We start from the raw sequence: 22,875 nt of genomic DNA, 5'->3' as shown, positions 1-22,875 counted from the left end.
GTCAGCCGACGCGGTCGTCCACCGGCACGTCGCCGCCCTCGGCGTGCTTCGCGCAGTGGGCGCAGCAGTAGAACCGGCCGTCGACCTCGACGCCGTGGCCGATGACCTTGCACCCGCAGTGCTCGCAGATCGGCGCCATCCGGTGGACGGCGCACTCGAAGCTGTCGAAGGTGTGGGTCTCGCCGGCGGCGATCACCTCGAAGCTCTTGTCGTAGTCGTTCCCGCAGACCTCGCAGACCGCCATGGCCCAGTCCTCTCCCGGCCGGCCGGGCGCCGGCCCGATCCCTCGACCGTAGGGGCGGCAGGGCGTGCCTGCCACCGGAACCGGTGGGCCCGCACCGCTCATCGGGTCGGGTGCTGCGTCAGGCCCCCCGCCCCACCGCCACCTCGTCGAAGATGAGCCACGTCCGGGTGCCGCGGACGCCGGGGACGGACTGGATCTGACCGAGCACCACGTCGCGCAGCTCGTGGTTGTCGTGGGCGCGGACCTGCACGAGGATGTCGAACTCCGCCCCGACCAGCGCGATCCGCTCGACGCCGGGCAGCTCCGAGAGCGCACGCGTCACCCTCCTCCAGGAGTCCTGCTCGATGCTGACCGAGACGAACGCCGCCGTCCCCAGACCCATCCGGTCCGGGTCCACGGTGACGGTGAAACCGGTGATCACGCCGTCCTTCTGCAGCCGCTCGAGCCGTGCGTAGGCGTTGGCACGGGAGATGTGGACCTGGTCGGCGAGCGCCCGCACCGAGAGGCGGCCGTCCGCCCGCAGCGCGTCGATCACGGCCCGGTCGGTGTCGTCGAGCTGAGCCACCTGTCTCGGCACCGCCGGTGTGCGACGGGTCACACTGGACGAACTGGGCTCTGACATGCCCTCATCGTGCCAGATGTCTTGACCTTGCGCGGGCACAGCGCTCTGACGTCCAGCCTGCGCGACGATAGGCGGAACGAACGTCTGTGCACGCCCGTGAAGGACTCGATGATGAGCGACACCAGCACGCTGCTCCCCTGCGAGCAGCCGGTCCGGTTCCTGGACCCCGACGGCACCGCGACGCCGCACGACCCGCAGACCGGGGCGCAGCTCGAGGCGCGCGGCTACGCCATACCGTCTGACGACGACCTGCTCGCGGTCTGGCGCGGCATGGTGATCGGGCGGCGCTTCGACGCGCAGGCGACCGCGCTGACCAAGCAGGGACGGCTGGCCGTCTACCCCAGCAGCCGTGGGCAGGACGCCTGCCAGGTCGCGTCCATGCTCGCGCTGGAGGAGGGCGACTGGGTGTTCCCGACCTACCGCGACTCGATGGCGCTCGTCACGCGCGGCATCGACCCCGTCGAGGTGCTGACGCTGCTGCGCGGCGACTGGCACTGCGGCTACGACCCCTCGGTGACGCTCACGGCCGCACAGTGCACCCCGCTCGCCACCCAGGCCGTCCACGCGGCGGGAGCCGCCGACGGGCTGCGGCGCCGGGGCAGGGGCGGCATCGCGCTCTGCCTCGTCGGCGACGGTGCGACATCGGAGGGCGACTTCCACGAGGGCCTCAACTTCGCCGCGGTCTTCGGCGCGCCGGTCGTCTACCTCGTGCAGAACAACAAGTACGCGATCTCTGTCCCCCTCGCGAAGCAGACGCACGCCCCGAGCCTGGCCTACAAGGGCATCGGGTACGGCGTGCCCAGCGAGCAGGTCGACGGCAACGACCCCGCTGCGGTGCTCGCGGTGCTGCGCGCGGCATACCGCCACGCGCGGGAGGGCAGGGGTCCGATGCTCGTCGAGGCCCACACCTACCGCATGGAGGCGCACACCAACGCCGACGACGCCACCCGCTACCGCACCCCGGACGAGGTCGAGGAGTGGGCGGGCCAGGACCCGATCGTGCGCCTGCAGGCCTACCTCGTCGGCCGCGGGGCCCTCGACGAGGCCCGCATCGAGGAGGTCAAGGCCGAGGCCGAGGCCCTGGCCGCGGACCTGCGCACCCGGATGAACGCCGAACCCGTCGTCGACCCCCTGTCCCTCTTCGAGCACGTGTATGCCGAACCCACCCCCCAGCTGCTGGAGCAGGCCGCGATGGTGCGTGCCGAGGAGGCCCTGCGATGACCACCCAGACCCAGGACAGGGCCACGCCCACGACATACGCGCAGGCCCTCAACGCGGCACTCCGCGACGCGTTGCGCGAGGACGAGAACGTCCTCGTGTTCGGGGAGGACGTCGGCCAGCTCGGTGGCGTCTTCCGGATCACCGACGGACTGACCAGGGAGTTCGGCGAGCAGCGCTGCTTCGACACGCCGCTGGCCGAGGCGGGGATCGCCGGCTTCGCGGTCGGGCTGTGCACGCAGGGCTTCCGCCCGGTGATCGAGATGCAGTTCGACGCCTTCGGGTACCCGGCGTTCGAGCAGGTCGTCAGCCACGTCGCGAAGATGCGCAACCGCACCCGCGGCGCGGTCACGATGCCGATGGTCATCCGCTATCCCTACGCGGGCGGTATCGGCGGGGTCGAGCACCACTGCGACAGCTCGGAGGGCTACTACGTCCACACGCCCGGGCTGCACGTGGTGACGCCCTCGACGCCGGCCGACGCCTACAGCCTGCTGCGCGAGGCCATCGCCTCCGACGACCCGGTGATCTTCATGGAGCCCAAGTCGCTCTACTGGTCCAAGGCGGAGCTGGAGCTGCCGGTGCGCACGGAGCCGATCGGTCGGGCCGCGGTGCGACGCGAGGGCAGCGACGTCACGCTCATCACGTACGGGCCCCAGGTGCCCAACGCGCTGAAGGCCGCGGAGGTCGCTGCCGCCGAGGAGGACTGGCGCGTCGAGGTCGTCGACCTGCGCTCGCTGGTGCCCTTCGACGACGAGACGGTCGCGGCGTCGGTGCACAAGACCGGGCGGGCGGTGGTGCTCGCCGAGGCGCAGGGCTTCGCCGGGATGGGCGCCGAGATCGCCGCGCGCGTGTCGGAGCGGTGCTTCCACTCGCTCGCGGCCCCGGTGCTGCGGGTCAGCGGGCTGGACATCCCCTATCCCCCGCCGATCCTCGAGCACTCCTATCTCCCGGGTGTCGACCGGATCCTGGACACCATCGCCAGGCTGCAGTGGGACGACGAGCCGGACCTCACCTTCCTCGACGGGCCGCTCGGCCAGGAGGCGCACCGGTGAGCGCGACCGCGCACGTCTTCCGCCTGCCCGATCTCGGCGAGGGGCTGACCGAGGCCGAGATCGTCGCGTGGCACGTCGCCGTGGGTGACGAGGTCGGTGTCGACCAGGAGGTGGTGACGGTCGAGACCGCCAAGGCCGCGGTCGACGTCCCGTGCCCCTTCGCCGGTGCGGTCGCCGAGCTCCACGCCCAGCCTGGCACCGTGCTGACGGTCGGCTCCCCGCTCATCACGATCTCGGCGGGCGACGGTGCCGGCGAGCCCGGGCGCGACGCCGCCGGCGAGCAGTACCGCACCGAGGAGCGCGCCGGCTCCGCCGAGCGCCCCCTGATCGGGTATGGCGCGGGCGAGGCCCCCGCGCGGCGCCGCGCCGGCCGCCGGCGCGCCTCCCCCACCCCACCACCCTCCCCACCGGACGCGCCGAGTGGTTCCTCCCAGACCCCACCGAACGCGTCAAGTGGTTCCTCCCAGACCCCACCGAACGCGTCAAGTGGTTCCTCCGGACGGGCCATCCGCGTCATCTCGCCGCTCGTGCGCGCGCTCGCGCGTGAGTGGGACATCGACCTGGAGTCTGTCTCCCCCGGACCCACGGGCGTGATCCGCAAGGCGGACCTCGTCGCGGCAAGGGCCACGCAACCACTCGGCGCGTCCGGTGGTGACCAGACGCAAACACTCGGCGCGTCCGGTGAGGTGACGGAGACGCGGGTGCCGATCCAGGGCGTCACGCGGATCATGGTCGACCGGCTGACCACCTCCCGGCGCGAGATCCCGGACGCGACGACCTGGGTCGACGTCGACGCCACGGGGCTGATGGAGGTCAAGGAGGCGCTGAGGGCCGCGCGGCCCGAGCTCGGGATCGGTGTGCTGCCGCTCATGGCGCGGATCGTGGTGGCGGGCCTGCATGCGTACCCCGCGCTGAACGCGTCGGTCGACCTCGCCGCGGGCGAGATCGTGCGCCACGGCGCCGTGCACCTGGGTTTCGCTGCGCAGAGCCCGCGCGGTCTTGTGGTGCCGGTCGTGCACGAGGCTTCGGAGATGACTACGGCCGAGCTGGCCGCCGCGCTGCGTGAGCTCACCGGGAAGGCGCGCGAGGGCTCGTTGACCCCGGCGCAGCTGACGGGCGGGACGTTCACGCTGAACAACTACGGCGTTTATGGCGTGGACGGCTCGACCCCGATCATCAACCACCCGGAGGCCGGGATGCTCGGGGTGGGGCGCATCGTCGACAAGCCGTGGGTGCACGAGGGGCAGCTCGCGGTGCGGAAGGTGACTCAGCTCGGGTTCACCTTCGACCACCGTGTGTGCGACGGCGGCACGGCGGGCGGGTTCCTTCGGTTCGTGGCCGACTGCGTCGAGCAGCCCTCGGTGCTCCTGGCCGAGCTCTGAGTAACCACTTCACGCGCTCGGTCGGGTCAGGGCCAACCACTTCACGCGCTCGGTCGGTTGTGGGTGCGCTCAGGGGACGAGGCGGATGAGGGCTCGCTTGACGTCCTCGGCGACCGCGACGGCACCACCGGCGAGCACCAGCTGCTGCGGAGACAGGTCGAGGACCGCGTCGGCGGTGGCCGAGGGCACGCGGTCCGGCGGGACCAGCAGCACCGCACCGCCACGGGCCGCGGCGACCGGAGCGGCCGCGAGCGCGTCGGCGAACTCCACCCCGGAGGTCACGTGCAGCGTCGAGCCCGGCGCGGTGCCGCGCGCGAGGAGGGCGGCCGTCTCGTAGCGGTTGGTGCCGCCGACGCGGTCGGCCCCCTTGGTCGCGTAGGGCTGCAGCGCCCTGAGCACCTTCTCCGAGATCGCGGTGCTGCCGCCGACGGCGATGATCCGCTGCGGCGCGAGCTCGCGCAGCGCGGACGCCGTGTCGGACGGGATGCCGTCGGGCTGCACCAGCAGGATCGGGCTCGAGCTGGCCCCCGCCTGAGCTGCCGCAGCCAGCGCGTCGGGAAACGCCGTGCCCGTCGTGACGTAGACCGTCCCGCCCGGCCGCACCGGCGGCAGCTCTGACAGCAGCGCCGCGGTCGCGTAGCGGTTCGGCCCTGCGACCCGCCGCACGCTCGGAGCGTAGCTCCGCAGATCCTCCACGACGTGGTCGGAGACCGCCAGGTCCCCGCCGGCGACCACGATCTCCGCCGGTGCCATCCGCTGCAGGGCCGAGCGGGTCGCCGAAGGCAGGGTGGCCGCGGTGGTGAGCAGCACGGCCCCGCCGTCACCCGCCAGCGCCGCAGCGGCCAGCGCGTCCGGGAAGTTCTGCCCGCTGGCGACGAACACCCGTCCCCCCGCGGGCACGTCGCGGGTGATCAGCGCCGCGGTCTCGTAGCGGTTGGCCCCGCCGATCCGGTCGACCGAGGGCCGGTATGCCGCCACGCCCCGCTCGTGCAGGCGCTGGTGGATCGGGTCGGTCAGGGTGGAGGTGAAGGCCGGCTGCAGATGGGAGCCCAGACCGTAGAGCTCCACACCCCCCAGCACCGTCGCGCAGCGGGGGCTGAGCATCGAGTCGGGGCAGATCCAGTCACGCAGGCTGACGTAGTCGGCGACGGACACCTGTTCAGCAGCCGCGCGCAACGAGGGGTTGCCACCCGATGTCTCGGGCAGCTCAGCCGCGCAGGTGGTGAGGTCCAGGCCGCTGGCGAGCGCATCGTCGATGCAGGGCTCCGGCGCAACCTCCGCCTGCGGCAACGGCGAGTCCCAGAGAGCGACCACGTGGTCGACCCCGACAGCACCGAGCCACTCCCAGGTGCGGACGTATCCGTCGGCCACGGACTCACGCATGCCGCTGGTGAGCACGACGTCCGGCGGGCTCGCGGCAAGCTCGCTGCGCACGGCCTCGTTGAAGGTGTCGCAGGCTGGGTACGTGGGGTCCGGCTCGTCGACGAAGGCGCAGGCGCTCTTGGTCATCGTACGAAGAGCCCATCCCTCACGTCGCGCGATCTCCTCGAGTGCCGGGAAGTAACGACCCACCTTCGAGTCCCCCACCATGACCACGCGTCGGGGGCTGTCGGGATCCCCGTAGACGCAGCCCGGGGGTACCGTCGTCCCCTGCCGCCCGGTGTGGCACCCGTCGGCGTAGTAGACGAGGGTCTGGTCGGCGGGAACCAGCGGCCCGAAGCGCGTCTGGTCGTCGGGGCCGAGCACGGGGGTGCTCCAGCTGCCCTCGTAGAGCGACCGCGCCCCGGCGTCACCCTCCGTCCCGATGCTCGCCACGGCAGCGGGCCCGCTGCTGAGCATGCCGAGCAGGACGGCCATAGCCACCACCGCAGCCCGGGCCGCCCGGTGTCCCTCACGCTGCGGGCGACGCCACCAGGTCCTGTCTGATCCCCTCATGGCCTGGAGCATAGACACGACCTCTGTCACTGGTACGTCAGCCACCGCAGCTCGGAGCGCACCGCGGAGCTGACCGAGGCGGTCCCGCCCGCGATCCGGATCACGGGCGCCCGGACGTCCCGCTCGAGCGCCGTGACGGTCGCCGACGGCAGCGTGCTGGACTTGGTGAGGAGGACGGGACCGCCGTGCAGGGCCGCCGCGGGCGCCGCGGAGAGGGCGTCGGGGTAGTCGGTCCCCCGCGCCACCCAGGCCTCCGGTGCTGGTGAGGTGAACCGGTCCGCGAGGGCCGCCGAGACGGCATACCGGTCCGCGCCCCCGACCCGGGTGACCTGCGGCGCGTAGGCCGCGAGGGAGGACTCCACCGCCGTGCTGACCGCCGCCGGACCGCCCACGATGACGATCTCGGCCGGGTCGAGCCGGTCGATCTCGGCCGCGACGACGTCCGACAGCCGAGCCGTCTTGGTGATGAGGAGCGGCACCCCACGGCGCCCCGCCACCGCGGCGGCGCCCAGCGCGTCGGGGAAGGCCTCGCCGCTCACGACGAAGACCTTCGACTGACCCGCGGGGTAGGTCGAGGCGATGGCGGCGGAGACGGCATACCGGTTCGCGCCCCCGACCCGCTCCACGGTGGGCGCGATCCCGCGCAGCTCGCCGGCGACCGACTCCGAGACGGCCAGCGTGCCGCCCAGGACGACCACCCGGCGGGGGGCAAGCCGCGTCAGCGCGTCGCGGGTCGCGGCCGGCAGCGTGACCGGGTCGGTCAGCAGGATCGGTGACCCGTCGGTCCCTGCCCGACCGCCGCCGGACAGCGCGTCGGCGAAGCCGCGGCCGGAGGCGAGGTAGACGGTGTCGACCCCGGCGGGAAAGCGGGCCAGCGCGATCGCCGCCGCAGTGCCGTAGCGGTTCTCTCCCGCGTGCCGCACCACGGAGGGGACCTCCCCCGCCGGCTCGTCGGCGACGGTGAGGGTCGTGCCACGCGAGTCGCCCTGGCGCGCCCGCAGCTTCACCGTGTGCGACCTGCTGTCCGAGCCGGGATACACGAAGCTGAACGACCCGTCCCCGGACACGCCCGGCGACGCGACACGAGTGCCGTCGACCCAGACGTCGACCACGGTCCCCGGCGAGATGCTGTCGCCCGAGGGCTGGCTGAGCCTGCCGGAGACGGTCTCGTCGTCCGCCCACCGGGCGCGACCGCTGGTGTCACCGGTCATCTCCACGGAGGAGATCCGCGGCCGCCCGAGCCACACCTTCACCTGTGCGCCCGGTCGGTAGTCGTCCAGGGAGGTGAGCAGCGCCGCCGTGGAGTAGGGGCGGCCGTCGTCGTACCAGTCGTAGGAGGAGGTCACGCCCACGGCCTTGTGACCGGCGATCCACGGCCCACCCGAGTCCCCGGGGATCACCTGGAGGTCTGCGAAGAGCGACCACACCCAGCGCTTGGGCCTGGTGATGTCGCCCGAGCCGTCGCCGATCCACTGCCAGCCGACCTTGTTGACGACCGAGCACGTCCAACCCGTCCGGCGCCCCATCTTGCACACGGGCAGGCCGAGCACGGCCGGGGTGCGACCGGTGATCGTGACCGTGCTCGAGCCGGTGGTCACGGAGGCCGGATGGCTGTGGCCCGCCGTCAGGCTGTAGGTCGTCAGGTCCGTCCCGTAGGACTCCCACGCACTGCCCGGCGCACCGAACTGCCACCAGGTGACCGTGCCCAGCCGGTAGCCGCCGTAGGAGACGGCGGTGCCGCCCGCGTAGGGGCAGTGGCCCGCGGCGAGCCCGACCTGGTCGCCCTTGTACCAGCCGTTGAAGCCGTGCGTGCAGCTCGCCCCGCCGAAGGAGATCGACGCGCCACCCCGCACCGTCCCGGCCGCGGCCGGCTCGGTCGTCCCGACCACCGAGACGCCCGGGTATGCCGTCGCCCAGGCGCTCGGCGACACCACCTCTCCCGTGGTGGACGCGCGCCCGCGCTCGCGCACCGCGTCGGGGTCGTCCACGAGGACCTCGTAGCCCTCCAGAGTGTAGGCCAGCCCGGTCAGCCCGTCCGGGCCCATCTCGGCGAGGTAGCGCTCGCGCAGCTCGTCCAGGTCCTCGAACGCGGAGTATGGCGTGCCCGCCTCCCCGGTCTCCAGGGCCACCACGCCCTGCCGGGTGAGGCGGCCGACCCCCGGCGCACCATCCAGGTCGCCGCCGCGCCCAGACTCCAGCCCGAGGCGGCCGGCGGCCTGCTCCGCGGTCGCGCCGGCCCTGACGAACTCGTCCATCGTCAGGCCGAGGTCCTCGGCAACGGCTTCCTCCACCGTGCGGGCGGGCGGCGCATCCTCACCCTGCACCGGCTGCCCGAGGGCGGGCACCGGACCCACCGCCAGCAGCGCGGCGGCGAGCATCCCGACCACCCTGACACGCGGCATACCCGCTCGTGAACCCATCCCCGGCTCCCTCGTCGCACCCTCGGCGGCCGCCACGTGGCGACCACTCCCCTGCAGGACGCGACAGAGACAGCCTGACGTTGCGCCCTCTGTCAGGTTAGCTGCAGGGTGGCCACGCAGGTAGGGCCTTCGGCTCCGGTGTCCAGGGGGACCTCTCCGGTCATCCCGTCCTTGGTGATCGCGATCGTGCCGGTGGTGTCCTTGGGCAGCCAGTAGCCCACGAACCCGTTGGCGTAGGTCGTGGCGTCCTCGTCGACGAGCACCGTGCCGTCCTCGGCGGTGATCGTGACGTGCACGTCCTCACCGGTCATCTCACCCTGGCAGCCGCCCAGCGCGTGGTAGAAGCACTCGTGGGTCTTCTCGACGTAGGGCGCGATCGACACGTACACCTCGTCGCCGGGCACCGGCACCGCGACCTCCTGGCCGTCGGCGGTGAAGATCACCTGGTCGGGACGGACGGAGGCCTGCACGTCGAGCGGCCGGGCCTGGTCGAGGCGGTCGAGCTCGGTGATCGCGGTGCGCACGTCCGTGGCCGTGACGCCCTGGGCGGACAGGGCGGCGGTGACCGTCCCCGGCAGCTCGCCGGACGCCTGCGCCGACCCCGCCGATGCCGGCGCGGACGTCGAGGGGGACGGCTGGTCGGCCGGGGCCTCGGTCGAGCAGGCGGTCAGCCCGGCCGCGAGGGCTGCGGTCACGAGCAGGAGGGTCGGGCGGTTGCGCATGGCGGTCTCCTCGGACGGCACGGGCGCGGGCACCGTGCCCGCGCGAGCACTACGCAACGTAGTGACCATTCCTGGGATTTTGCCGAGAGCGTCCTCGGGGTGCGGCAGACTGCTCGCATGCATCCCACCAACCGGCGCGTCCAGGACGCCGTCGAGGCGGCGGGGATTACGCCGCGCATGGTCTGGCTCGACGAGCACGCCCGCACGGCCGCCCTCGCGGCGGAGCAGATCGGCTGCGAGGTCGCGGCGATCGCCAACAGCCTCGTCTTCGACTGCGACGGCGAGCCGCTCCTCGTCATGGCCAGCGGCGCGGCCCGGGTCGACACCGACCTTCTCGCGCGCACGCTGGGCGCCACGAGGGTGGAGCGGGCCGGGCCCGACTTCGTCCGGTCCGCGACGGGTATGGCGATCGGCGGGGTCGCCCCCGCCGGTCACCCGAGCCGGCTGCGCGCTCTCGTCGACACCGACCTCGCGGCCTTCGAGGAGGTGTGGGCCGCCGGCGGCACGCCCGACACCGTGATGGCGCTGACCTTCGAGGAGCTGGTCCGGCTGACGGGCGGGACACCGACCGCCGTGCGCTGACCGGGCCGCGGAGACCTGCGCTCAGTGCGGACCGCCGAGCTCCACCGGCGGGGTCAGGTCGGGGCCGCCGTGCCCTGCGGCGGCTGGGAGCGCGGCGACGCGTCCGGGACCGACGACCCGGACCGGCCCGGTGAACACCCAGCCGGTGAGATCACCCTCGGGAAGGAGGTCGCGGTCGACGGCCACCTCGAGCCGCTGGCCCACGGTGTCGGAGAGGAGGTTCGGCAGCCCCTCCTCCCGGTCGGCGGGCGGCATACCCTCGGCGCCCTCGACCTCGACCTCCAGGAGCTCCCAGCGCTCGACCTCGGTCGAGGGGCGCCGGGCCCGCACCACCCCGCTGAGCACACTGCGGTTCTCGATCGGCGCGACCATCAGCTCACTCCTCCCGTCGACCGGACGAGGTGGTCGACCAGCGCCTCGCTGATCGGCTGCCCGGTGTTGGCCTCGTAGTAACTGTAGCCAGGCATGGGGTTGGCCTCGAAGCACACGAACTCCCCCTCCGGGGTGCGCCGCAGGTCGATCCCGACGAACGCCAGCCCCAGCCGGGCGGCCAGCCGCACGCAGCGCTCGGCGACCTCGTCCGGCAGCGAGCACGCGGTCAGCTCGGCGTCGAGGCCGTCGCGGCCGGCATAGCGGTAGTCGGTCGCCTCGGACCTGATCTCGGTGGCCAGCACCGCCTGGCCGACCACGTGCACACGCACGTCCGTGCCGGGCACGAGCGCCTGGAACTGCGTGGGCAGCGCCCGCACCCGCTCCAGCGCGGCCAGCCGCGCCTCATCCACCCGGCGCACGATCGAGCGCACCCCGCTCGTGGACTTGAAGACCGCCTCGCCCACCTCGGCCACGAAGTCCCGGACCTCCTGCGGGTCGTTGGTCACCAGCGACGTCGGCACGGCCAGCCCCGCCTCGCCGATGAGCTGCGCCTGGTAGGGCTTGCTGGAGTTGGAGTGCATGTCGCGCGGCCGGTTGACGACGACGGCGTCGGTGGCGTCGAGCCACGCGGTGACGTGCTCGGACACCTCCTGGCCCCGCCGCGCGAGGTCGGGGTCGTCGACGGCCACCGGCGCCAGCGGCCGCGCGTAGCAGGCCCGCAGGTCGCTCGCGGCGACCCGTGCCCAGGGCGTGCGCACCTGCCCCAGCCGCCCGTCACCGCCGACCTCGACCGACCACCCGCGCAGGTCCTTCTGGTCCAGGAGCAGGTATGCCGCCCCTCGCCTCTGCGCGGCACCCACCGCCAGGGTGAGGGCGCTGTCGTCGCCGTAGCCGTAGAAGAGGATCACGCCGCCACCTCCGCGAGAAGGCGGGCCGCTGCCCGCAGCTCCTCGCGCCCTGCGAGACGCGGGGCCGTCGAGCTGCCCACGACCCGTCCGCGCCCGTCGAGCGTCAGCCCGAGTGAACGGCAGCCAGCCTCGGCCGCGACCCCGAGCGCCGCCTCGCGCTCCTCGCCGTCGACCGCCCCGATCACGCTCTCGCCGAGCACGACGAGCCGCCGCCGCTCCCCCGGCAGCGTCCGCCCCACCCCGTGCCGACGCGCCACCGCGGCCCACTGGTGGAGCGGCCAGGCGGGCCCCGACGGGTCCGCGCCGGAGGGCCGGTTCACCACCCTGGGGCCCAACGAGAGCAGCCAGCTCGTGACGAGCGCGGTGAGCTCGCTCACGGCATACAGGTGGTCGCGGGGGTCGGCGGCGGCCGAGCCGGCCGGCTCGAGCGGGGTCAGAGCGCGCCACCAGACCGCGGCGAGGTCCCCGTCCCGCAACGGCTCCCGCCCGTCCAGACCGAGGCAGGTGGTCGCCCGCCCTCGCGCATCCACCCGGTGCACCCAGCGGGCCCGGGCCAGGTCGAGCGGCGTCACGACGAGCGGGCGCGCGCCGGCCAGCCGGGCGGCCGGGCCGTCGAGGGCGACGGCCCGGCCACCGAGGTCCGTGCGGTCGGCGACGACCAGCACGAGCGGGCCGGTCATCTCAGGCCTGCGGACCGTCGTAGTCGCGCTTGGCCTGCGCGTCACCGGCCGACATCCGCTGCTCCAGGCTCGGGTCGGCGGCCGAGGGCCAGCCGGAGCCGATGAGGTCGGGGCGCAACGACTGGTCGATGTAGGGCTCGAACGGCGCCTCGGTGCCGGGGTCGGCATACCCCTGGCCGTCGATCATCCCGGCGAGGGCAGCGACGACCTCCTCGAGGACGGCCACGCGGGCCTCGAGCGGGTCGAGGCCCTCGGCCTGGGCCAGCTCGCCGGGGCGCTTGGGCCAGCGCGGCCAGTCCTCGCGGATCTCCTTGAACTCCTTGATGTCCTTGCGGCCCTCCTTCAGGGTCTCCTTGCGCAGCTCCTTGACCAGCTCCTTGCGGATCTCCTTGAGCTCCTTGCGGGAGTCCTTGACGTCCTTGATCTCCTTGCGCCCCTCCTTCACCTCCTTGATCTCCTTGGGCAGCTCCTTGAGCAGACCCTTGGAGGTCACGGTGACGTCGACGGTCATCGAGCCCGAGGACGCCGGGATCGACTTGACCGAGACCAGCGTGTCGGCGCCGGCGTAGGACCGGGTGCCGGGCGAGGTTTCCTTGGTGACCGAGGTCTTGCCCGCGCTGCCCGGGAAGGGGTCGCCCGCGTCCCCACGGTTGACGGCCGTCTCCAGGTGGCGCGCGCCGTCGGCCTGGAGGAGCCCGACCTTGTAGTGGTTCTCGTCGCGGTTGGTGGACTTCGCCTCGTCGACGTGCCAGAGCAGGAGGCCCGCGCCCGGGAGCTGCTGGTCGTAGCCGGCGAGCTGGCGGTTCTCGAGCAGGAAGTACTCCTGGCCGGCCGCGCCGTCCTTCCACAGCCGGAAGACCTGGTGGCTGGTGCCGACGGCGTTGACGGTGACCGGCCCGTTCGTCGTGACGTTCGTGACGGTGGCCCAGCCCTGGTTGGCCTTGCACCAGGCGCTCGGGTGGGCGGGGATGTCGCCGCCGCCGTTCCAGCTGCCCCCGCCCATCAGGCACCAGTTGCCCACGCCCTCGGAGCTGCCGTCGGTGTCGTAGAGGTCCGGGAAGCCGAAGAGCAGGTGGCCGAGCTCGTGCGCCGAGACCCCGATGCGGGCGTCCTCGGGGATGGTCAGGTAGCCGTAGATCTGGGTGCCGTCGGTGGCGTAGGCGCTGGCCAGCACCGACTTGTGCGACCAGATGTCGCCCATGCTGCCGGTGACCTCCGCGCCGGAGCCGGCATGGACGACGATGAAGGCGTCGACGAAGCCGTTGCCGTCGTTGTCGTAGGGGGCGAAGTTGACGTCGGCGGTCGCGGCCTCGGCCGCGTCCAGCGCCATCTGCGGGGAGCGGAACTCCGTGCCGTTGCGGCCCACGCCCGCGCCGTTGTTGGCGTACCAGGCCAGGGTCTCGGGCAGACGGTAGGGGCCGACGACCTCCCCGTCGAGCTCGATGAGGCCGTTGGTGACCTCGGTGAAGTACTCCCGCACGCTGCCGTGCGGCATCGTGCCCGTGGAGAAGAAGAGCTCCTCGAAGTGCGCGACGTCGGCGCTCATCGGCCGGTCGCTGAAGTCGACGAGGACCACGGCCACGCGGACGGTGCCGCGCAGCGGGGCACGGTCGGCGGCGGCGGAGCGGATGGTGGTCTCCGGTGTGCCCGCCGGGAACTGCTCCGGGGGGATGATCACGCCGTCGTTGAAGCCGAGCCGGTTGGGCTCGCCCTCGAGCTGCAGCGGCGGGGCATCAGCGCCCCGACGCCTGGTGGAGCTGGCGACCGCCTTGGCCCAGCGCTCGCGCAGCTCCGGGCTGGGGGCGATCGCGCAGGTGCCGCTCACCTGGTCGGCGGTCCAGCCAGGGGTGGGGGTGCTCGTGTGCTTGCTCATGGTGTCCTCCGAGTGGGCGGCCCCCGGCCGGGGCCGATGGGTGATAGAGGCGGGCACGGGGCTCGGAGATACCGGAGGGCGGCCGTTCACGGAGGTCTGTCGGAGCGCGCGGATAGGGTCGCAGCGTGACCGTGATCGTGCACCGCGCGCAGAGCACCGACGTGCTGGCCCGCGGGCTGGCCGAGCTCCTCGCGACGCCGCTGGAGGACCCCTTCGCCGAGGAGGTCGTCGCGGTGCCCGCCAAGGGGGTGGAGCGCTGGCTCGCGCAGCGGCTCTCGCACCGGCTGGGCGCAGGCGCGGGTCACGACGGCGTCTGCGCGGGCGTCAGGTTCCTCAACCCCCACTCGCTCGTCGCCCTGCTGCTCGGCGTCGACCGCGACGACCCCTGGCACCCAGACCAGCTCACCTGGCCGGTGCTGCGCGCCGTCGACGCCAGCCTCGGTGAGCCCTGGGCGGCCACGCTCGCCACCCACCTCGGGCACGGGGCGCCGGGCACCGAGGGCGAGCTGCGCCGCGGTCGCAGGTATGCCGTGGCCGCTCGCCTGGCCAGGTTGTTCGCGGAGTATGCCGCCCAGCGTCCGGCGATGCTGGCGGACTGGCGCGCCGGCGGGTCGGGCGACGGGCTGGGCGGGGCGGTCGACCCTGACCTCGCCTGGCAGCCCGAGCTCTGGCGGCGCGTGCTCGCCGAGCTCGACGGGGCGGAGCCCCCGGACGTCCGGCACGCGCGGGTCGTGGCGGCGCTGCGGGAGCGGTCGGCCGCCGGCAGGCTCGTCGGCGAGGACCTGGTGCTGCCGGGCCGGCTCTCCCTCTTCGGCCACACCCGCATCGCCCGCAGCGAGGTGGAGGTCATCGACGCCCTCGGCGAGCACCTCGAGGTGCACCTGTGGCTGCCGCAGGCGTCGCCGGGTGCGTGGGAGGCGCTCGCCGGCGCCGCCGCCGTCGGGCCCGTGCCGCGCTCGGAGGACAGCTCGGCAGCGCTGGTCCACCACCCGCTCCTGGCCAGCCTCGGCCGCGACGCCCGCGAGCTGCAGCGCACGCTCGCGCTGGCCCACGCCGAGGACGACCTGGTGCCCGGGGGCAGGCCCGCTGCGGCGACGACGCCCACCCTCCTCGGCCTCCTCCAGTCCGACCTGGTGAACGACCACGTCCCCTCGTCCGACGAGCGGGCAAACCGCCTGGTCGGCGCGGACGACCGCAGCGTCCAGGTGCACGCCTGCCACGGCCAGGCCCGCCAGATCGAGGTCCTGCGCGACGTCGTCGCACAGCTGCTCGAGCACGATCCGACGCTCGAGCCGCGCGACATCCTCGTGATGTGCCCCGACATCGACGCCTACTCCCCGCTGGTGCACGCCGGCTTCGGGCTCGGTGAGGTGCTGCGGCAGCACGACGGCGCCGCTGGCCACCCCGCGCACGGCCTGCGGGTCCGGCTCGCGGACCGGGCCCCGCTGCACACCAACCCGCTCCTCGGCCTCGCCGCCCGCCTGGTCGAGCTCGCCGGCGGCCGGCTCACCGCGAGCGAGGTGCTCGACCTCGCGCGGCGGGCTCCCGTGCGGCAGCGCTTCGGGCTCGACGACGACGCGCTGGAGCGCCTCGGCGACTGGGTCCGCGCGGTGGCGGTGCGCTGGGGGCTCGACGAGGAGCACCGCGCCGGCTACCAGCTGCCCCACCTCACGCAGAACACCTGGCGCGCCGGGCTCGACCGCATCCTCGTCGGGGCGGCCGTCGACGGCCAGGACACCGACCACCTCGGCACCACCCTCGCTCTGGACGACCTGGACAGCGGCGACCTCGACCTGGCCGGGCGGGCCGCCGAGCTCGTCGACCGGCTGGGCGCGACGCTGCGCCGGCTGCGCTCGGCCACCGAGGTGGACGAGTGGGTCGAGGCGCTGGGCGAGGGGATCGGCGGGCTGGCGGACGTGCCCTACCGCGACGCCTGGCAGGTCACCCAGCTCGAGTCCGAGCTCGAGCGCGTCCGCCTCGCGGCCCGGCGCCGGGGCGGTGACGGCACCGCGCTGACGCTGTCGGACGTCCGGGCGCTGCTCGCCGAGCACGAGGCGGGGCGCGCGACACGGTCCAACTTCCGCACCGGCACCCTCACCGTCTGCACGATGGTCCCGATGCGGTCCGTGCCGCACCGCGTCGTCTGCCTCGTCGGTCTCGACGACGGCGTCTTCCCGCGCTCCACGTCGCCCGACGGCGACGACGTCCTCGCCCGCCGCCCGGTCACCGGGGAGCGCGACCTGCGCAGCGAGGACCGTCAGCTGCTGCTCGACGCGCTGATGTCGGCCGGCGAGACGCTGGTCGTGACCTACACCGGCTTCGACGAGCACTCAGGTCAGGAGCGGCCGCCGGCCGTCCCGCTCGGGGAGCTCGTCGACGCCCTGCGGGCCACCGCGAGCGGCGACGGCGTCGACCGGCTGCTCACCCACCACCCGCTGCAGGCCTTCGACGCCCGCAATCTCGGCGCCGCGCCGGAGGGAGCCCTCCCGCTGCTGCCCGGCGACGAGCCCTTCAGCCACGACCCGACCGCGCTGGCCGGCGGTCTCGAGGCCCTCGACGAGCGCGAGGACGTCCCGGTCGTGGCCGGCCAGCTGCTCCCCCCGCTCACACCGGGGGACGTCGACCTGGCCGACCTGCTGCACTTCTTCGACAACCCCGCGCGGGCCTTCCTGCGCACCCGGCTCGGTCTGCTGCTGCCCACCGTGCCCGAGGTGCGGGGCGAGGGCATCCCCATCGAGCTGGACGGGCTGCAGTCGTGGGGGGTCGGCGACCGCGTGCTCACCGCGGTGCTGGCGGGCCGCGACCCGGTGGCCACCTTCGACGCCGAGCGCTGGCGGGGCGAGCTGCCCCCCGGCGAGCTGGGCCGACGCACCCTCGACCAGGTGGCGCGTGACTGCCAGGCCCTGTGCCGGGCCGCCTGGGAGGTGGCCGGCCACGGCGGCCTGGGCACCGCCCTGCGCACCGACGTGGTCGACGTCGACGTGGCGCTGCCCTCCGGCCGGCGGCTGACCGGCACCGTCGCGGGCGTGGTCGGCGACCGGGCGCTCACCGTCACCTACTCCACCGTCAAGGCCAAGCCCCGGCTGCGGTCGTGGATCACCTCGCTGGCCCTGGCCGCGACCCTCGGCCCCGAGGCGACCTCCCACGTCGTGGGGCGCTACCGCTGGGGCCGCAGCAAGGGCTACGTCCACCTCAGCCACGGGCCGCACGACCCCCAGCGTGCGCTGGAGCTGCTGGACCAGCTCGTCGACCTGCGCGACCGGGGCCTCTGCGAGCCGCTGCCCCTGCCGCTGCAGACCTCGCTGCGGTGGGCGCAGAGCTACCTCGGCGGCCCGGGCGACGTCTCGGCGGCCACGATGGACGCCAACCGCGAGTGGCAGACCAGCGACACCTTCGAGAACGCCTTCCCCAAGGAGCAGGACGACCCCAGCACTCGCTACGTCCACGGTCGGTCCGCGCCGCTGGCCGAGGTCGTGGGCGCGCCCCGCGACGACGAGCGGTGGAAGGCGGGCGTCGAGAGCCGGCTCGGCCAGCTCGCCCTGCGGGTCTGGGAGCCGGTGCTGCGGTCCGGTGCGGAGAGGATGACCCGGGTATGACGATCATCGAGTTCCCCCTCGACCGCACCGGGGCCGGCGCCACCTCGGCCACGCACTTCTCGATCGCCGACCCGCTGCCGCGCGGCACCGTGCTGCTGGAGGCCAGCGCCGGCACCGGCAAGACCTGGACGATCGCCGCGCTCGTGACCCGCTACGTCGCCGAGGGCGTGGTCACCCTGCCGGAGATGCTCGTCGTGACGTTCGGCCGCGCCGCCAGCCAGGAGCTGCGCGCCAGGGTGCGCGAGCAGCTCGTCCTGGCCGAGCACGCGCTCGTCTCGCCTCCGCCCTCCGAGGATCGCGACGAGCTCCTGGCGCTGCTGCTGGACGCCGACGACGAGGAGCTCGACCGTCGCCGCGCCCGCATCCGTGCCGCGCTCACCTCCTTCGACGCCGCCACGATCGCGACGACCCACCAGTTCTGCCAGCAGGTGCTGCGCAGCCTGGGGGTGGCCGGCACCGCCGACCCCGGCGCCCAGCTGGTGGAGGACCTGGACGACCTGCTGGTGGAGGTCGTCGACGACATCTACCTGCGCGGGTTCCTCACCGACGAGCAGGTCCCCGTCTTCACGCGGTCGGAGGCGCTGCGCATCGCGCGCACCGCCGTCGACGACGTCCACGCCGAGCTGCGCCCGACCTCCGCGGAGCGCGGGAGCCCTGCCGACCGCCGGGTGCGCTTCGCGCGCGCGGTCCGCCACGAGCTCGGGGTGCGCAAGCGCCGGCTGCAGGTCATGCACTACAACGACCTGCTCACCCAGCTCGCCGACGCGCTGGAGCCCGAGGACTCCCCCGCCCGCCAGCGGATGCGGCAGCGGTGGAAGGTCGTCCTCGTCGACGAGTTCCAGGACACCGACCCCGTCCAGTGGAAGGTGCTCGACCGCGCCTTCACCGGCCATGCGCTGGCGATGGTCCTCATCGGCGACCCCAAGCAGGCCATCTACGCCTTCCGCGGCGGCGACGTCGTCACCTACCTCACCGCCGCCCGCACCGCGGCCACCACCTGCACCCTGCCCCGCAACTTCCGCTCCGACGAGGGCGTCGTCGACGCGCTCGGCGTCATGCTCGGCGGTGCCCAGCTCGGCGACGAGCAGATCTCGGTCCACCGGGTCCGCGCGCACCGGGAGGGCGCCCGCCTGCAGGACCCACGGCATACCCCCCGCCCCGACGGGCGCAGGCCCATCCCGGTGCGGCTGCGGCAGGTGCTGCTCAAGGAGCACCTCGGCAACGACCGGCGGATGCCCGTGGTGCGCCCGTTCATCGCCCGCGACCTCGCCCTGGACGTGGCGGGGCTGCTGACCTCGGGGGCCACGTTCGACGGGCGGCCGGTGCAGGCGCGCGACGTCGCCGTCGTGGCGCACAAGGGCAAGGACCTCGCCGAGGCCCAGCGCGCGCTCCACGAGCTCGGGATCCCCGCGGTGAGCACCGGCGGCGCCTCGGTCCTGCAGAGCGCCGCCGCGCAGGACTGGCTGGCCCTGCTGGAGGCGATGGTGGCCCCGCACCGCTCCCTGCTCACCCGCGCCGCGGCGCTCACCGACCTGCTCGGGTATGACGTGCGCGCCCTCGACGCCGGCGGTGCCGAGCTGGACGACGAGCTCGCCGGGCGCTGCCGCGACCTGGCTGCGGTCTACGGGCGCCAGGGTGTCGCCGCCGTGCTCGAGGTGCTCTCCGTCGCCGGCCTGCCCGCCCGCGTGCTGGGTCGGGTCAGCGGCGAGCGGGTGCTGACCGACCTGCGGCACGTCGCGCAGCTGCTGCACGACGTGTCGCGCCGCGAGCAGCTCGGGCTGGTCGCGCTGCTGGAGTGGCTGCGGGCGGCGATGGCCGAGGACGCACCCCAGTCCGCCGGCGCCCGCACGAGGCGGCTGGACAGCGACGCCGCCGCCGTCCAGCTGCTGACCGTCCACGCCAGCAAGGGGCTGCAGTTCCCCGTCGTCTACCTGCCCACGCTCGCCGACCGCTGGATCAGCGACAGCCCGGAGATCCCGCTCTTCCACGAGCCGGCGCCCGAGCGCACCCGCTGCCTGGACGTCGGCGGCCAGCGCGGCAACCCGGGCTGGGACGACTCGGTGCGCGCGCACAAGGACGAGGACGCCGGGGAGTCGCTGCGGCTGCTCTACGTCGCGCTGACCCGTGCCCAGTCGCAGGTCGTGACCTGGTGGGCCCCGGTCAACAACGCCACCAGCTCGGCGCTGCACCGTGTCCTCTTCGGCCGCGCCCCCGGCCAGGGCCCCGTGCCGGACAGCGTCAAGGTCCCGACCCGCGACGACCAGGCCACGGAGGTGCTGCAGCGCTGGGCCGACGCGGGCGCGTTCACCCTCGAGCCGGCGCACCACGCCGCCGAGGTGCCGCCCGTGCCGGTGGCCGAGCGGCCGGTGCTGCGGCTGGCCCCGTGGACGAGGCGCGTCGACCACGAGTGGCGGCGCACGTCATACACCAGCCTGTCGACGCCCCGCGACGCCCAGGGTCACGAGCTCGTCGGCGCCGTCGGGAGCGAGCCGGAGGTGACGACCCGCGAGGACGAGCCCGACCGCCCCGACCCGGTGGTCGATCCCACCCCCGCCCTGCCCGGTCTCGAGGCGCCCCTGCCCGGCGCGGACGTGCCCTCGCCGATGGCCGACCTGCCGGTCGGGGCGACCTTCGGCTCGCTCGTGCACGAGGTGCTGGAGCACGCCGACCCGCAGGCGCCCGACCTGCGCGCCGAGCTGCTCGAGCGGATCGCGGACGCCCGGCAGCAGTGGGTCGTCGACGTCGACCCCGACGTGCTGGCCGACGCTCTCGTGGCGGTCAACGACACGCCGCTCGGGCCCCTGGCCGGCGGCGTGACACTGCGCCAGATCGGTCGGGCCGACCGGCTGTGCGAGCTCGACTTCGAGCTGCCGCTGGGCGGCGGCGACCTGCGCCGCACCGCCCCGGAGGCCGCCGCACGGCTCGGCGACCTCGTCCCGCTCCTGCGTGCGCACCTGCGTCCGGGCGACCCCGTGCGCGGCTGGGCGGAGGTGCTCGAGCACAGCCCCGAGCTGGCCGGGCAGCAGCTGCGCGGCTACCTCACCGGGTCGGTCGACGTCGTGCTCCGCACCGGCGGCCGCTACCTCGTCGTGGACTACAAGACCAACTGGCTGGGCCGCGCCGAGGAGCCGCTCACCGCCGCCGACTACCGGCCGGAGATGCTCGACGAGGCGATGGGCCACTCCTCATACCCCCTCCAGGCGCTGCTGTATGCCGTGGTCGCGCACCGCTTCCTGCGCTGGCGGCTGCCCGGCTACGACCCGGAGGCGCACCTCGGCGGGGTGCTCTACCTCTACGTGCGCGGCATGTGCGGGCCGGACACGCCGGTCGTCGACGGGCACCCGTGCGGGGTGTTCTCGTGGCGGCCCCCCGTCGCGCTGGTGGTCGCCGTGTCCGACCTCCTCGACCAGGGCCAGGAGGAGGCATGACGCTCATCGAGACCTTCGAGCCTGTCGGCCAGCACGACCGTCGGCTCGCGCTCGGCGCCGAGGGGATGCTCGGCGCCTTCAACCGTGCCGGCGTGCTCACCGCGGCCGACGCGCACATCGCCCGCACCCTGCAGCGGGTCACCCGCGAGAAGGACGAGGACGCCGTGCTCGCCGCGGCGCTGGCCGCACGTGCGGTGCGGTCCGGCTCGGTCGCCGTCGACCTCGCCGCCCTGCTGCCGGACGAGGGCAGCGCACCGGCGTCGCTCCCGTGGCCCGAGCGCGAGGGCTGGACCGAGCGGGTCGCGGCGAGCGCCCTCGTGAGCCAGGGTGCGCTGGTGGTCGAGCACGGTCTCGTCTACCTCCAGCGCTACCACCACCAGGAGGTCCAGGTGGTGGACGACCTGCGGGCCCGGGCCGAGCTCGGCGCGCCCGAGGTGGACGAGGCGGTGCTCGACGGCGGGCTCGGGCGGATCTTCCCCGGGGAGGGGTATGCCGAGCAGCGCGCCGCCGCGCGCTCCCTCGCCCTCGCCAGGACCGGCGTGCTCACCGGTGGCCCGGGCACCGGCAAGACGACCACGGTCGCGGGGGTGCTGGCCCTGCTCGCCGAGCAGGCGGCCGCCGCGGGCGAGCGGCCGCTGCGGGTCGGCCTCGCGGCCCCGACGGGCAAGGCTGCGGCGCGGGTCAAGGCGGCCGTCGCCGCAGCCCTCACCGGCATCCTGGAGCGCACGCCGGACCCGGCCACCCGGGCCGTGCTCGAGCCGCTGGGCGCGGTCGAGGCGATGACGCTGCACCGGCTGCTGGGCTGGCGGCCGGACAGCCGCAGTCGCTTCCGGCACCACCGGACCAACCGGCTGTCCCACGACGTCGTGCTCGTCGACGAGGCCTCGATGGTCTCCCTCACCCACATGGCGCGGCTGCTCGAGGCGCTGCGTCCGTCGGCCCGGCTCATCCTCGTCGGGGACGCCGACCAGCTCGTCTCGGTCGACGCGGGCGCCGTGCTCGCCGACCTGGTGGCCGGAGCGGGAGGCGACGACGGCAGCGCCACGGGGCTGGTGACCCTGGCCCGGCTGCGCACCGTGCACCGCTACGGCGAGACCATCGGCGCGCTGGCCGAGGCGCTGCGCGACGGCGACGCCGACGCGGTCGTCGCCGCGCTCTCCGCCGGCAGCCGCGAGGTGGAGTGGGTCACCGAGCCGGACCCGACGGCCACGCTGCGGCCGCTCGTGACCCGGCACGCCCAGGCCGTGCTCAGGGCGGCGCGCGACCGCGATGCCGAGGCAGCGATGGCCGCCCTCGGCCGGCACCGGCTGCTCTGCGCCCACCGTGAGGGACCGTTCGGCGTGCGCACCTGGAACCACCTCACCGAGACGTGGCTGGGCGAGGAGACCGGGCTGACCTTCTACGACCCGATGTACGTCGGCCGACCGCTGCTCGTCACGGCCAACGACTACGCCAACGGCGTGCTCAACGGCGACACCGGCGTGGTCGTCGCCAGCAGGACGCCCGAGGGCACCCCGGTGCGCATGGCCGTCGTCGAGGGCCCCTCCGGAGTGCAGCGGTTCGCGCCGAGCCGGCTCGGCGACGTGGAGACGATGCACGCGATGACGATCCACAAGGCGCAGGGCAGCCAGGCCGAGGAGGTGACGGTGCTCCTGCCCCCGGCGGACAGCCCGCTGCTCACGCGGGAGCTGTTCTACACCGCGGTGACCCGGGCCCAGGAGCGGGTCCGGGTCGTGGGGCCGGAGGAGGTCGTCCGCGCCGCCGTGGCCCGCCGCGTGGTGCGTGCGAGCGGGCTGCGGCAGCGGCTGGCTGCGACCACCTGACCGGTGGACCGTCTG

At 74.3% G+C, this 22,875-nt stretch carries 16 protein-coding genes; 7 read left to right on the top strand and 9 right to left on the bottom strand.

Annotated elements, in window-relative coordinates; all coding sequences use genetic code 11:
- Nucleotide 1: 1 nt before the first annotated feature.
- Both IEV65_RS13825 and IEV65_RS13820 read right to left on the bottom strand, forming a co-directional pair.
- Nucleotides 2-244, bottom strand: a complete 243-nt coding sequence (locus tag IEV65_RS13825) for a metallothionein (protein WP_188431776.1) — start codon at nucleotides 242-244, stop codon at nucleotides 2-4.
- Between the two features lie 118 nt (nucleotides 245-362).
- Nucleotides 363-809 (bottom strand): Lrp/AsnC family transcriptional regulator, encoded by a 447-nt coding sequence (locus IEV65_RS13820; protein WP_229735295.1) that lies wholly within the window; start codon nucleotides 807-809, stop codon nucleotides 363-365.
- A gap of 168 nt (nucleotides 810-977) precedes the next feature.
- Between IEV65_RS13820 and IEV65_RS13815 the strand changes: the two genes are divergently transcribed.
- From IEV65_RS13815 to IEV65_RS13805, 3 genes are read left to right on the top strand one after another with little or no spacing between them, the layout of a single operon-like run.
- Nucleotides 978-2,087: a thiamine pyrophosphate-dependent enzyme gene (locus IEV65_RS13815; protein ID WP_188431772.1), complete on the top strand. Its 1,110-nt coding sequence runs from the start codon at nucleotides 978-980 to the stop codon at nucleotides 2,085-2,087.
- Entirely contained in the window at nucleotides 2,084-3,139 is a 1,056-nt protein-coding gene (locus IEV65_RS13810; RefSeq protein WP_188431770.1) for an alpha-ketoacid dehydrogenase subunit beta, read from the top strand. Before IEV65_RS13815 ends, IEV65_RS13810 begins: the two co-directional genes overlap by 4 nt.
- Nucleotides 3,136-4,521, top strand: a complete 1,386-nt coding sequence (locus tag IEV65_RS13805) for a dihydrolipoamide acetyltransferase family protein (protein WP_188431768.1) — start codon at nucleotides 3,136-3,138, stop codon at nucleotides 4,519-4,521. Before IEV65_RS13810 ends, IEV65_RS13805 begins: the two co-directional genes overlap by 4 nt.
- 69 nt (nucleotides 4,522-4,590) lie before the next feature.
- Here IEV65_RS13805 and IEV65_RS13800 read toward each other — a convergent pair whose 3' ends face one another.
- The 3 genes from IEV65_RS13800 to IEV65_RS13790 form a co-directional block, all read right to left on the bottom strand.
- Nucleotides 4,591-6,456, bottom strand: a complete 1,866-nt coding sequence (locus tag IEV65_RS13800) for a cell wall-binding repeat-containing protein (RefSeq protein WP_188431766.1) — start codon at nucleotides 6,454-6,456, stop codon at nucleotides 4,591-4,593.
- 26 nt (nucleotides 6,457-6,482) lie between these two features.
- Nucleotides 6,483-8,876: a cell wall-binding repeat-containing protein gene (locus tag IEV65_RS13795; protein ID WP_188431764.1), complete on the bottom strand. Its 2,394-nt coding sequence runs from the start codon at nucleotides 8,874-8,876 to the stop codon at nucleotides 6,483-6,485.
- Between the two features lie 92 nt (nucleotides 8,877-8,968).
- Nucleotides 8,969-9,598, bottom strand: coding sequence for a CueP family metal-binding protein (locus tag IEV65_RS13790; RefSeq protein ID WP_188431762.1), 630 nt, complete (start codon nucleotides 9,596-9,598; stop codon nucleotides 8,969-8,971).
- Nucleotides 9,599-9,715: 117 nt separating this feature from the next.
- On the opposite strand from IEV65_RS13790, the gene IEV65_RS13785 reads away from it, so the two are divergent.
- Complete coding sequence (locus IEV65_RS13785) at nucleotides 9,716-10,180, top strand: YbaK/EbsC family protein (protein ID WP_188431761.1); 465 nt, start codon at nucleotides 9,716-9,718, stop codon at nucleotides 10,178-10,180.
- 21 nt (nucleotides 10,181-10,201) lie between these two features.
- Here the strand turns inward: IEV65_RS13785 and IEV65_RS13780 are convergent, their stop codons facing one another.
- The 4 genes from IEV65_RS13780 to IEV65_RS13765 are packed head-to-tail and all read right to left on the bottom strand — an operon-like array spanning nucleotide 10,202 to nucleotide 14,013.
- A complete protein-coding gene (locus IEV65_RS13780; protein ID WP_188431759.1) occupies nucleotides 10,202-10,552 on the bottom strand; it encodes a hypothetical protein in 351 nt (116 codons plus the stop codon).
- Complete coding sequence (locus tag IEV65_RS13775; RefSeq protein WP_188431757.1) at nucleotides 10,552-11,460, bottom strand: MvdC/MvdD family ATP grasp protein; 909 nt, start codon at nucleotides 11,458-11,460, stop codon at nucleotides 10,552-10,554. Before IEV65_RS13775 ends, IEV65_RS13780 begins: the two co-directional genes overlap by 1 nt.
- Nucleotides 11,457-12,140 carry a hypothetical protein gene (locus tag IEV65_RS13770; RefSeq protein ID WP_188431755.1) on the bottom strand — a complete coding sequence of 228 codons (684 nt, stop codon included), beginning with the start codon at nucleotides 12,138-12,140 and terminating at the stop codon, nucleotides 11,457-11,459. The genes IEV65_RS13775 and IEV65_RS13770 overlap by 4 nt, the downstream gene beginning before the upstream one ends.
- 1 nt (nucleotide 12,141) lies before the next feature.
- Complete coding sequence (locus tag IEV65_RS13765) at nucleotides 12,142-14,013, bottom strand: M6 family metalloprotease domain-containing protein (protein WP_188431753.1); 1,872 nt, start codon at nucleotides 14,011-14,013, stop codon at nucleotides 12,142-12,144.
- Nucleotides 14,014-14,138: 125 nt separating this feature from the next.
- Between IEV65_RS13765 and recC the strand changes: the two genes are divergently transcribed.
- Genes recC through recD form a run of 3 tightly spaced genes read left to right on the top strand, consistent with a single transcriptional unit; the run spans nucleotide 14,139 to nucleotide 22,860 of the window.
- Nucleotides 14,139-17,609 carry an exodeoxyribonuclease V subunit gamma gene (recC, locus tag IEV65_RS13760; RefSeq protein ID WP_188431751.1) on the top strand — a complete coding sequence of 1,157 codons (3,471 nt, stop codon included), beginning with the start codon at nucleotides 14,139-14,141 and terminating at the stop codon, nucleotides 17,607-17,609.
- A complete protein-coding gene (locus IEV65_RS13755) occupies nucleotides 17,606-21,037 on the top strand; it encodes a UvrD-helicase domain-containing protein (protein ID WP_188431749.1) in 3,432 nt (1,143 codons plus the stop codon). Before recC ends, IEV65_RS13755 begins: the two co-directional genes overlap by 4 nt.
- Nucleotides 21,034-22,860, top strand: coding sequence for an exodeoxyribonuclease V subunit alpha (gene recD, locus IEV65_RS13750; protein ID WP_188431747.1), 1,827 nt, complete (start codon nucleotides 21,034-21,036; stop codon nucleotides 22,858-22,860). Before IEV65_RS13755 ends, recD begins: the two co-directional genes overlap by 4 nt.
- Nucleotides 22,861-22,875 lie beyond the last annotated feature (15 nt).

This window comes from Ornithinimicrobium tianjinense, from assembly GCF_014636495.1.
Classification (GTDB): domain Bacteria; phylum Actinomycetota; class Actinomycetes; order Actinomycetales; family Dermatophilaceae; genus Ornithinicoccus; species Ornithinicoccus tianjinensis.
The sequence above is the reverse complement of the archived record's forward strand: the minus strand, read 5'-3'. Positions and strand labels throughout refer to the sequence as shown.